This window comes from Candidatus Moraniibacteriota bacterium (assembly GCA_026396275.1).
GTDB lineage: Bacteria > Patescibacteriota > Minisyncoccia > Moranbacterales > JAPLXC01 > JAPLXC01.
In genome coordinates this window covers 38,621-48,296 of sequence record JAPLXC010000011.1, presented here as the reverse complement: position 1 = coordinate 48,296, position 9,676 = coordinate 38,621, and the positions used below count along the sequence as shown (strand labels likewise).

Genomic DNA, 9,676 nt, shown 5'->3' with positions numbered 1-9,676 from the left:
AATATTCTGTTCCTGTTGTTTCTTCGTTTTTTTTAATTTGTTTATAAATAGAATCAATATTTTTAAGAATATTGGTCATGACACTTTTTTGACTCTCTCTTAAAATCTCTTCTTCATCCGGAATAATACACGATGTGCTCTACGGAGTAAAGATTTATCGCTTTCGGAGCGGCCTGTGTCCTATCAGCTAGTTGGTAGTGTAATGGACTACCAAGGCAATGACGGGTAGGGGGTGTGAGAGCACGGCCCCCAACATTGGGACTGAGACACTGCCCAAACTCCTACGGGAGGCTGCAGTCGAGAATATTCGTCAATGGGCGAAAGCCTGAACGAGCGACGCCGCGTGCGGGATGAAGGTCCTTGGATTGTAAACCGCTTTTATGTGGGAACAAATTATTGAGTGTACCACATGAATAAGAGGTTACTAACTCTGTGCCAGCAGTAGCGGTAATACAGAGACCTCAAGCGTTATCCGGATTTATTGGGCGTAAAGAGCGGGTAGGCGGATTTGTTAGTCAAATGTCAAATCCCTCGACTTAATCGAGGAACTGCATTTGAAACGGCAAATCTCGAGGAAGCGAGAGACCAGTGGAACTTATGGTGTAGCAGTGAAATGCGTTGATATCATGAGGAACACCAAAGGCGAAAGCATCTGGTTGGCGCTTTCCTGACGCTGATCCGCGAAAGCGCGGGGAGTGAATGGGATTAGATACCCCAGTAATCCGCGCCCTAAACGTTGCATACTAGGCATGATGAGTATCGACCCTCTTCGTGTCGGAGCTAACGCGTTAAGTATGCCGCCTGGGAAGTACGAGCGCAAGCTTAAAACTCAAAGGAATAGACGGGGATCCGCACAAGTGGTGGATCATGTGGTTCAATTCGACGATAAGCGAGGAACCTCACCAGGGCTTGAAATTCAGCTGCAAGCTCGAGAAATCGAGCCGCCTTCGAGGGTGCTGGACAGGTGCTGCATGGTTGTCGTCAGCTCGTGCCGTAAGGTGTTCCGTTAAGTCGGGAAACGAGCGCAACCCCTTTTGTGTGTTACATTTGTGTCACACGATACTGCCCAGCTCTTTTGGTATTATTTTTAGCACCAAAAGGGCTGGGAGGAAGGAGGGGATGACGTCAAATCAGCATGGCCCTTTGATGCCCTGGGCGACACACGTGATACAATGGCCAGTACAGAGGGTTGCCAAGTCGCAAGACGGAGCCAATCCCAAAAAACTGGTCCCAGTTCGGATTGATGTCTGCAACTCGACATCATGAAGCCGGAATCACTAGTAATCGGGAATCAGAACGTCCCGGTGAATACGTTCTCGGATCTTGTACTCACCGCCCGTCACACCAGGAGAGTCGGTAACACCTGAAGACCCCGGATTAAATCGGGGGCCGCGGTGGGATCGATGATAAAGGTGAAGTCGTAACAAGGCATCCGTAGCGGAAGCTGTGGATGGATCACCTCCTTTCTAGGGAGAAATTGACAATAGTCGAGAAATGTGTCCTAGTAAAAGTTATATCCCTCATAGGATATAATGGGAAGCATTGATTATTGTCCGGCGGTCGAACTGTTAGCTTACTAACAGAACTGCCAAGGGCTTAGCCGAGCCAAATAATCGGTAGCCGTACCTTTTGTACAAGGGGTATGCATAGACTCTTTAGGACTAATCGCAAAAGATTTCGATTTGCTGAAGAATATAAGAAACGCCTGTAAATGGCGTTTTTGTGTTGCGCTAAGCTGTGTTATAGTTAACTCACTATGAATGATGATCTGAATAATTTTTTAGCAAGATTCAACATATCGGAGAAGGATTTTGAATCCACAAATTTAAAGTGGGAAGATTTGCAGTCCATGGAAAAAGATTATAAAAAAATCAAAAAAGAATTAAATCTTATTGCCAGGTATATAGAGGAAAAACTGCATACTTTGGACATAGTGCATTCAGTCAGATATAGGATAAAAGACTCCGAACATCTTTTAGCCAAGATTATAAGAAAGAAAATTGAAGATCCAAAGCGCGAGATTACGATTCACAACTATAAATCTTTGATAACAGATTTAATCGGAATAAGAGCCATTCATCTATTTAAGGAAGACTGGGTGTTTATCCATAAATTTATAGAGGATAATTGGGATTTGCACGAGCAACCATTAGCTTATATCAGGGAAGGAGATGCAGGTCCCTGTGTTGAGGAATACAAAAAGTATAAATGTAATGTTGAATTGCATCCCCATGGTTATAGATCGGTTCATTACCTGATTCAGTCAAGGCCTGGCAGAGATCCCTATATTGCTGAAATACAAGTTAGAACTATTTTTGAAGAAGGATGGAGCGAAATAGATCATACAATAAAATATCCCAATAGCATTGCCGATCCTCTATTGAATAAATTCCTTGATACATTCAACGTGCTGGCTGGAAATTCTGATCAGATGGGATCTTTCGTGAGGCGTTTGAAAGACGACTTACTCAAAGGAACAGAAAAGATTGAAGAGTATGAAAAATTAACCGAAAAGAATACTGGAATAATCAGTGATTTAAGGAAAAGAATTGCAGGGACTATTGGCGAGCTCAATTCCAAAATCCGAAATGTTGAATTAAAAATAAATGATTTAGCCTCTAGCGGAATTGCTGCAGAACCATTCAAGAATATTCTCAGCGAAGTAAGGGTTACGGCCTCCGGATTTGAGCTAATGATGGCTACCAATCCTCAGGAAGCGGCGAGCCTTCTGGAATCAGCCGAACAGAAATTAGAACGATTGGAAAAGTTGCTTGAGATGACCCTCGAAGAAAATAATAATATTAATAATACTGATGATAGCAATAAAGAAGCAGTGGCTGGTTCTTATAAAAAGCATGTCGCTTATTTCATCCATAATTTGAGAACCATAGCGGAGCTGGTAGGAGGTATTGGGCAGAAAATACTAATGAATGTGCGTGGGCAGGATGATTCTCAGGCAAAAATTGAAAACGCAGTTAATGAAATCAGTAGCAGGAGTGGATTTGCAAAATTTCTTATCGGGCCAAAATATAAAGGCATTAAATCTTTAAAGGCTGAGATAGTTGCAAACCAAGCAAGAATTAAGACTCTGACTGATGTAGCGAATCTAATAACCGATCCTGCTGTAAGATCTGTATTACAGAAGCAAATTAATTTGTTCACTCAACAGAACAATAAATTGCAAGCATTTGTTGCTAAAAGAGAGCGGAGCGTAAGTTTGTTTGGGTGGCTAGTCAAGCTATTTAGTTAAAAGCCAATTATTCGTAATTTTGCGCAACTGCATGATATGCTCATCTTTTCGAAATTTGAATTTATTCAAGACACGTCAAAGGCCTAATCAAGCCAAGTAATTGATAGTTGTATCTTTTATACAAGGGTATGCATAGACTTTAAAAGCCTGCCCGCAACGCCTGAAGCGTAGCGATGGCGGGCGGGGACTAATCGCATAAAATTACGATGCTGAACAAAATTATGGAAGCAGGGGAAACCCTGTTTTTGTGTTTTTATTTCTCAACATTTTATTTCAGAACGATAAAATCTGGTATAATACAAAAAGTAGGAATGTTAAATTTTTTTTGAAGTTATATTTTAATGGATTTTTATACTGGTAAAACTAAACAATATGCTGATTTAGTATTTGATTTTTCGAGAGATAGGATAGATAGCCACAAAGATGAGGATAAGGAGCTGGCTGAAGTTTTGGGAAATGTTTTATTTGACAGAGACGGACCAAAAGCTTTGACGCAAAAAAAATTGAGCCGAGAGGACGAATTTGCTATGAAGTTATTTAGACTATTCTCTGAGATAGCTAATTCTTATGAAGCATTACAAAACATCCCGATATATATAGATGTTTTTCCTTTTCAAAAAAAAGGAATATCAAAATATGTCTATTTTAAATACCACATTGAAAATTATTTAAATGAGATTTATATTTTACAACAAAGAATGTTAGCATATTTAACTATTATTGAACGAGCTTATAAAAAATCAAAAATTAAATCCAAAGTCTCTTCGGCAACTAAGAAATTGGGCACTTTGGTAACCTCAGCTTTTAGCGGATACATTAAGGTTCGCGGGTCGCACGTTCATTTCACAAGGTATACTGATGAAGATATCGATAGGCTTTCTATGATAGATACGCTAGCTAGATCGAAGGACGAACAATTCGTAGAAAAGCTTGAACTATTATATAGGTTGGTGTATAAGGACATCAGAAGAAAATGGAAAAAGAAAATTGTTGAGGACAAAAAGAGTATAAACCGATTAAATGAAATATATTTTGGTACTTTATATAAAACAATTACTGACAAGGGAGCATTGGTTTATCCTTGGGATAAGTGAGGATGCCGATGGGTCAACTTTCTAATCTCGTCCCAAGCGGACTTTTTGTATAAAAAACTTTTATTCTAGGAGTTTTTTGTGTTGGTCTGCTCCACTTTCCTAGGCGTCATTTTTGTGGTACATTTTATTCAGTAATTGGATAAAGTAAAAAAATGAAAAAATGCCCGTATTGTGCCGAAGAAATACAGGATGACTCAGCTAAATGTAAACATTGCGGAGAGTGGCTGGGCAAAAACAAAAGAGGAATATCAATAGTTTGGAAAATAATTCTTGGCATTTTTTTGCTTATAGTTATACTTTTAGTTGTCGAATCATACAATAAAACCCAAGATACGATGAGCGGAGCAAGACAGGGAGTGGAGGATAGGTAAAAACAAAATAGGTTAGTATTTTTTTAAAGACGCCTTAAATGGTGTTTTTTGTTTTTATTTTGGGATATAATAATGATATGTGGATTCCCCATTTTGGCTATGCCCTCTGGGATAAAGGGGATAGCGATTTAATAAAATCGGATGCTTCAAAAAAAGACACTTCGAAAAGAGAATTCGAAGTAATTTTTACATTGGAAGATCCAGACCGAAGGAAAAAATTTGACAGCCCATTTGTGTTAAAAGAAAATGAGACTAAAACTCAAACCGAGATAAAAGGAGATAAGAAGGAGGAAATAACAATGCTCTTTGAAAAAAATGAAGAAGAAAGATTGGGGCGCATAAGATTTAAAATAAAATCAAATTCTTCTATCGAGGCTCTGGTAAGAACATACAATAACCTTTCTAATTTAATTAGTTTTATAACATTTGCTTCTGCTTCACCACTTTCCATTTTCGGTGTTGTTGTAGTTGATTTAAAACATCAAACAGCTCGAGAAGCTTTTCCACAATATGCTGCTCCAGAGGAATTTGCACTACCAGCGGGGCTAGAATTTGATGATAAGTTTAAAGCTATTCTCTCATTGTATAGAGAGGGAAGAAATAGTCCTAGTCCGTTCTATCGTTTCTTTTGTTTTTATAAAATTTTAGAAGGTTTTTATGAAAGAAGAGAGGCATTTAGAGATGCTGATGAGTATATAAAAAAATATCCTGAAATTAAAAGGCCTCAAAAAAAAATAGATCAAGATACGCTAGTTTGGGCTATTGCTTATCCTAAATACAAAGAGCTAGACGGAAAAGCATTTGGATATTTTTATAAATGGATAACTCAATCTCATAGACACTTAATCGCGCATATTTTTCCTGAAAAATATCCGCAAGACAAATGGTTGAACCTTGATGATTTTAAAATTCACACTGAGTTTGCAATTATCGGAAATATTACGGATTTAGTAGTTAGGCAATTACTCTCTGATGAACTTGAGCTCTGGAACAAAATAAGAAATAAGATTCAATAACCCGCCCCAAGCAGGGGTTTTTATTTCCCTAAGTGGGCAACGAGTGGGTAACTAAAAGTTGACTTTCGTGCAAGCGAAATAGAGTGGGGAAGGTTATTAATTTTTTTAAAAAGTATATGAATAAAATTGAAATTTGTAAAAAAATAAAAAACGTAACAAGAAAGATTCTATTAAAGGATGGAGATAATTATATTAGTGCAGGAACAGGTATTTTAATCAATAGCGAAGGCTTTATACTTACAGCAAACCATGTTATAGAAAAATATAAGCAATTAAAACAGCCGCTTATTATCGTTAATACCTTTGATAATGATGGGAGCCTCCAACCAATACCTTATACAATTGATTTTTCTGATGTGTCATTGGATGTCGGGACTTCTGGAGTTGTGAAGCCGTTAGGGATAGACTTGGCAATCTTAAGACCAATTGAAAATTTAGAGGGTCTCGAATTTATGGAATTGGAAGAAAGTATACCAGATGTTGGGGAGGATGTAATAATGGCTGGTTTTCCTGATGAAATAAATCCTACCTTAGATTTTAATAAGAGTTTAAATTATGAAGGAAATGCTGAACTTGTAGCTAAACATAAAGAAATCGAAAATCATTTTAAATTTTCGATGAATCTGATTATGGCAAAAAGCGGTATGATTGGTGCTGTACATGGTATAAAAATCAGCGCAAAATTTTTAGATAAAAGTGTTAGTATAGACGGTGCTTCTTACTGGATAGACAACGCTTCCACTTTCGGTGCTAGCGGTGGTCCGGTAGTAAATTATTCAGGAAAGTTAGTAGGGATTGTTTGTCAGAAAGGTTTAACAAGTTTAAATGGAATAGAAAAGATTATACCTTCTGGAACTACTATGGCATTGTCTCACAAACTTATAACCTGGAAAATTTCTAAGCAATAAATTTTGCCCAAAACGGCTCATTTTTATTTTTCCCAAGTGGGCAACGAGTGGGTAACTAAAAGTTGACCCCGTAAAGTCGCTACGCTCCCGCGGGGCAGGCTTTCTTGCCTCAAGAGCTAACATCGCAAGGTGAGTCCAGGAAAGTGTTAAATACGTATTTAAGTATATACTTGAGTATATATTCAGGTAAGTAATTATTTACGTACAATTGATATTAATGACACTGGTGGTTAGAATTTGCGCGTTCTCTGAAAAATATGGTAAAATAATTGTGTAAAATAAAAAAAAGGGGGCGAGAAAAATGAAAAAAATAAGCAGCCTTTTTATTTTATTATTCCTCTTGTCCTGTTTTTTGGTTTTTTCTGCGGATAAGGCAAAAGCCGCTCCTTCGGTTTCGGCTTATCATATGGTAACCAATGATCCGACGCCTCTTATCAAAGGAACGATCAGCGGCGTTATCAGCAGCGCTGAAATTTCCGTGACAATTAACGGAATTGACGGAATTGAATATTCTTTAGATTCAGTGAATAATGGAGATTGGAGCATAACATTTGCTAGTGCGTTGGATCCAGGATATTATTACACGGCCGAAATTACGGCTACCGAAGAAGGAGAAGATTCCACTTTCGCTTATATTTATGTGGACGAAGATTATCCTTTTGAATTTTATTATACTAGCGAAGGAGAAGATTTTGAATTTTCGTCAGTTACTTTTAGCGAGGAATACAGCTATGATTCCGAAGACGGAGATTTCTCGCTTCTTTTTCCGTCCGGAACCGTGGTTACAACAACTGAAGAAGGCGGAACATTTGATCTTACGGAATGGTATGCTGAAATCGTTGATCCCAACAATGAAAGAATTATATTAAAACTTCGTTTCGGGATACCCGATAACGATTTGACTTTTTCTTCCCATAATGTCACCATCACTTTTCATGTTGGCGCGGAATATAACGACCAAATTTTGAATATATTTTCAAGAAATGACGGCGATAACGATGAAGGCTGGGATCCTATGGAAATTGACTGTACCGTTATAGGCGGCAGTTGCTCTTTTGATGTTTCCCACGCTTCTTATTTCGCAATTTCCCAATATACCAGCATTGCCGAAACTGAAGAAGAAGAAAATGATGACGAAGATGAAAATGAAAAAGCAAGTATAAGCTCCTGGAAAGCTTATAAATATGAAGACCAAACCAGCAAATTATGTAAAGATAAATTGAAACTTGAAATCAAAGGCAAGCATTTTGACGGTGATGCTGAAGTTAAAATTGGTAACCACGAAGCTTTTTCGGTAGATAAAAAATCCAGCAAGAAAATTGTAGCTAAATTCTGTATGAATAAGTTATTGGATAATCAGGCTAGTCGGAAAAGAACCGTCAGCGTGACCAATCCTCATACTGATAAGGAAAAAGCGGATAAAAAAATAAATCTGAATAACATTGGCTATAATATGTCAGCGGAAGACTTTAATCCCCAAACAGTTGAAGGAATTAAAAATATTCAGAAAGCTCTTATTTCTCTCAGTTTTTTGGATAAACAATATATCACTGGATTTTACGGGCCACTTACTACAAATGCAGTTATGGAATTCCAAAAACAGAATGGCATTTCTCAAACAGGCTATGTCGGACCGCTGACGAAAGCGAAATTGGAAGAAAAAATAAAATAAAAAAACTTATCAGATAACAAAAAGCAGCCTCTTATTTTGAAGCTGTTTTTGTTTTTTGAAATCATCTTATGGGTTTATTTTAACTGTCACGGTGTGAATCAGCTCGTTGTTGAAATAGATGTTCAATTCAAAATCTCCAACTGTTCCGAATGGAATGCCAAATCCAGTTCCGCCTCCTCTTGGGTCAACTTTCATTTTATTGCCAGCTGAAGACATAGTGGTTTGTCCTGTGGTGGAATCGATAAGTTCGTAATATAACTCTCCAGTTGTGCCAGCTTTGGGTTCAACGTCAATTTCTATGGCATCAGTAGCTGCATTGAATTCGGTGGCTGGGACAGGGATATTTTTCAGACTCGGAGGCATTCCCGCTTTCATTTTGGCGATAGTAATTTTATTGAAATATTTTGAATATGACGGGGGATTGGAACAAACTGATTTTACGCAGTAAAGACCAGTGTTGCAATCTTTGTATGTTGCACAAACCGAGCCGACCTTTCCGGATGAGCATTTATTGCTTATGCACTTTAGTCCTGTTTCGCAGTTTGTATTCGTAGTGCAATTTCCTCCTTCCACGCTTAAAGCCACTTTTTTCTCCGGAGTCAAATTGACGGTCGGAGTTGTTTTACTTGTTTGCGTTCCGCAACCAGCCAGAAGCAATACCGCAAAAGAAGCTATTCCCAGAATAATATATTTTTTCATAATTCACCTGCCTTTCTATTTGTTTTATTAGTTTTTGTTCTTATCATTATTATAACATATTGCTAGATGAATATTTGAAAAAACACCTTAAATGGCGTTTTCTGCGTTTTGAAGTGTTTTTCGTTTGCGTAAAATTAATTTTTCTGAAGATTGTCTTTAGAGCGGATGAATTTTATGTAGCCCAGGATAAGGGCGATTATCAAACCAACAGTGACTATGAGAAACCGGAATTTTGTATCCGCGCTCATCAGACCCCGGATGATGCTGTAAGCGGTGGTGAAAACCCCGCCTAAAAGTATCCCGTCGGCGATCATTTTGATTTTCGCAAGAAGAGTCAAGCTGGAAATTAAGATAATAATAGCCGCCGCCAAGGAAATAATTGAAACATTCCGGTTGTAGGGCTTGGATTTTTCCTGAAATTCTTTTTGAGCTTTATTAAAATCATCCCTTATGGTTTTTTGTTCAGCGGTTTCCTCACAGCCGGGCTTTGTCGCGTCAAGTTCCAGCGGATATTGGGGAGCTTCCGGTCCCGGATAAAAAGCATCAATGCCCAGCCCCACAAAAAGGGCGATAAGAAGAGCCAAAAAAAGCGTGTAGATTAATTTTATTATCATACGTCTCTATTATAAATTACAAATACATTATAGCACAAATTTCTGCTATAAT

At 38.0% G+C, this 9,676-nt stretch carries 8 protein-coding genes and 1 rRNA gene; 7 read left to right on the top strand and 2 right to left on the bottom strand.

Annotation, left to right across the window (positions count from 1 at the left end):
- The 7 genes from NT136_03245 to NT136_03215 form a co-directional block, all read left to right on the top strand.
- A 16S ribosomal RNA gene (locus tag NT136_03245) occupies positions 1-1,466 on the top strand; the annotation flags it as partial.
- A 383-nt stretch (positions 1,467-1,849) separates the two neighbouring features.
- Positions 1,850-3,250: a RelA/SpoT domain-containing protein gene (locus NT136_03240; GenBank protein MCX6765948.1), complete on the top strand. Its 1,401-nt coding sequence runs from the start codon at positions 1,850-1,852 to the stop codon at positions 3,248-3,250.
- Between the two features lie 341 nt (positions 3,251-3,591).
- The gene (locus NT136_03235; GenBank protein ID MCX6765947.1) at positions 3,592-4,344 is read left to right on the top strand and encodes a hypothetical protein; all 753 of its coding nucleotides are present in this window, start codon (positions 3,592-3,594) and stop codon (positions 4,342-4,344) included.
- 152 nt (positions 4,345-4,496) lie between these two features.
- A complete protein-coding gene (locus NT136_03230; protein ID MCX6765946.1) occupies positions 4,497-4,715 on the top strand; it encodes a DUF2116 family Zn-ribbon domain-containing protein in 219 nt (72 codons plus the stop codon).
- 38 nt (positions 4,716-4,753) lie between these two features.
- The gene (gene mauJ / locus NT136_03225; GenBank protein MCX6765945.1) at positions 4,754-5,731 is read left to right on the top strand and encodes a methylamine utilization protein MauJ; all 978 of its coding nucleotides are present in this window, start codon (positions 4,754-4,756) and stop codon (positions 5,729-5,731) included.
- Positions 5,732-5,847: 116 nt separating this feature from the next.
- On the top strand, positions 5,848-6,639 hold the full coding sequence (locus NT136_03220) for a serine protease (protein ID MCX6765944.1): 792 nt from the start codon (positions 5,848-5,850) through the stop codon (positions 6,637-6,639).
- Between the two features lie 301 nt (positions 6,640-6,940).
- Positions 6,941-8,311, top strand: coding sequence for a peptidoglycan-binding protein (locus NT136_03215; protein ID MCX6765943.1), 1,371 nt, complete (start codon positions 6,941-6,943; stop codon positions 8,309-8,311).
- A gap of 66 nt (positions 8,312-8,377) precedes the next feature.
- Here NT136_03215 and NT136_03210 read toward each other — a convergent pair whose 3' ends face one another.
- Positions 8,378-9,010, bottom strand: coding sequence for a hypothetical protein (locus NT136_03210; protein MCX6765942.1), 633 nt, complete (start codon positions 9,008-9,010; stop codon positions 8,378-8,380).
- 134 nt (positions 9,011-9,144) lie between these two features.
- Positions 9,145-9,624, bottom strand: coding sequence for a hypothetical protein (locus tag NT136_03205; protein MCX6765941.1), 480 nt, complete (start codon positions 9,622-9,624; stop codon positions 9,145-9,147).
- Positions 9,625-9,676 lie beyond the last annotated feature (52 nt).

What these genes read in the sequence shown, in the direction of transcription:
- NT136_03220 (MCX6765944.1), top strand. Translation starts at nt 5,848, where the DNA reads ATGAATAAAATTGAAATTTGTAAAAAAATAAAAAACGTAACAAGAAAG.
- NT136_03240 (MCX6765948.1), top strand. Translation starts at nt 1,850, where the DNA reads ATGGAAAAAGATTATAAAAAAATCAAAAAAGAATTAAATCTTATTGCC.
- NT136_03235 (MCX6765947.1), top strand. Translation starts at nt 3,592, where the DNA reads ATGGATTTTTATACTGGTAAAACTAAACAATATGCTGATTTAGTATTT.
- NT136_03230 (MCX6765946.1), top strand. Translation starts at nt 4,497, where the DNA reads ATGAAAAAATGCCCGTATTGTGCCGAAGAAATACAGGATGACTCAGCT.
- NT136_03215 (MCX6765943.1), top strand. Translation starts at nt 6,941, where the DNA reads ATGAAAAAAATAAGCAGCCTTTTTATTTTATTATTCCTCTTGTCCTGT.
- mauJ (MCX6765945.1), top strand. Translation starts at nt 4,754, where the DNA reads ATGGTGTTTTTTGTTTTTATTTTGGGATATAATAATGATATGTGGATT.
- NT136_03210 (MCX6765942.1), bottom strand. Translation starts at nt 9,010, where the DNA reads ATGAAAAAATATATTATTCTGGGAATAGCTTCTTTTGCGGTATTGCTT.
- NT136_03205 (MCX6765941.1), bottom strand. Translation starts at nt 9,624, where the DNA reads ATGATAATAAAATTAATCTACACGCTTTTTTTGGCTCTTCTTATCGCC.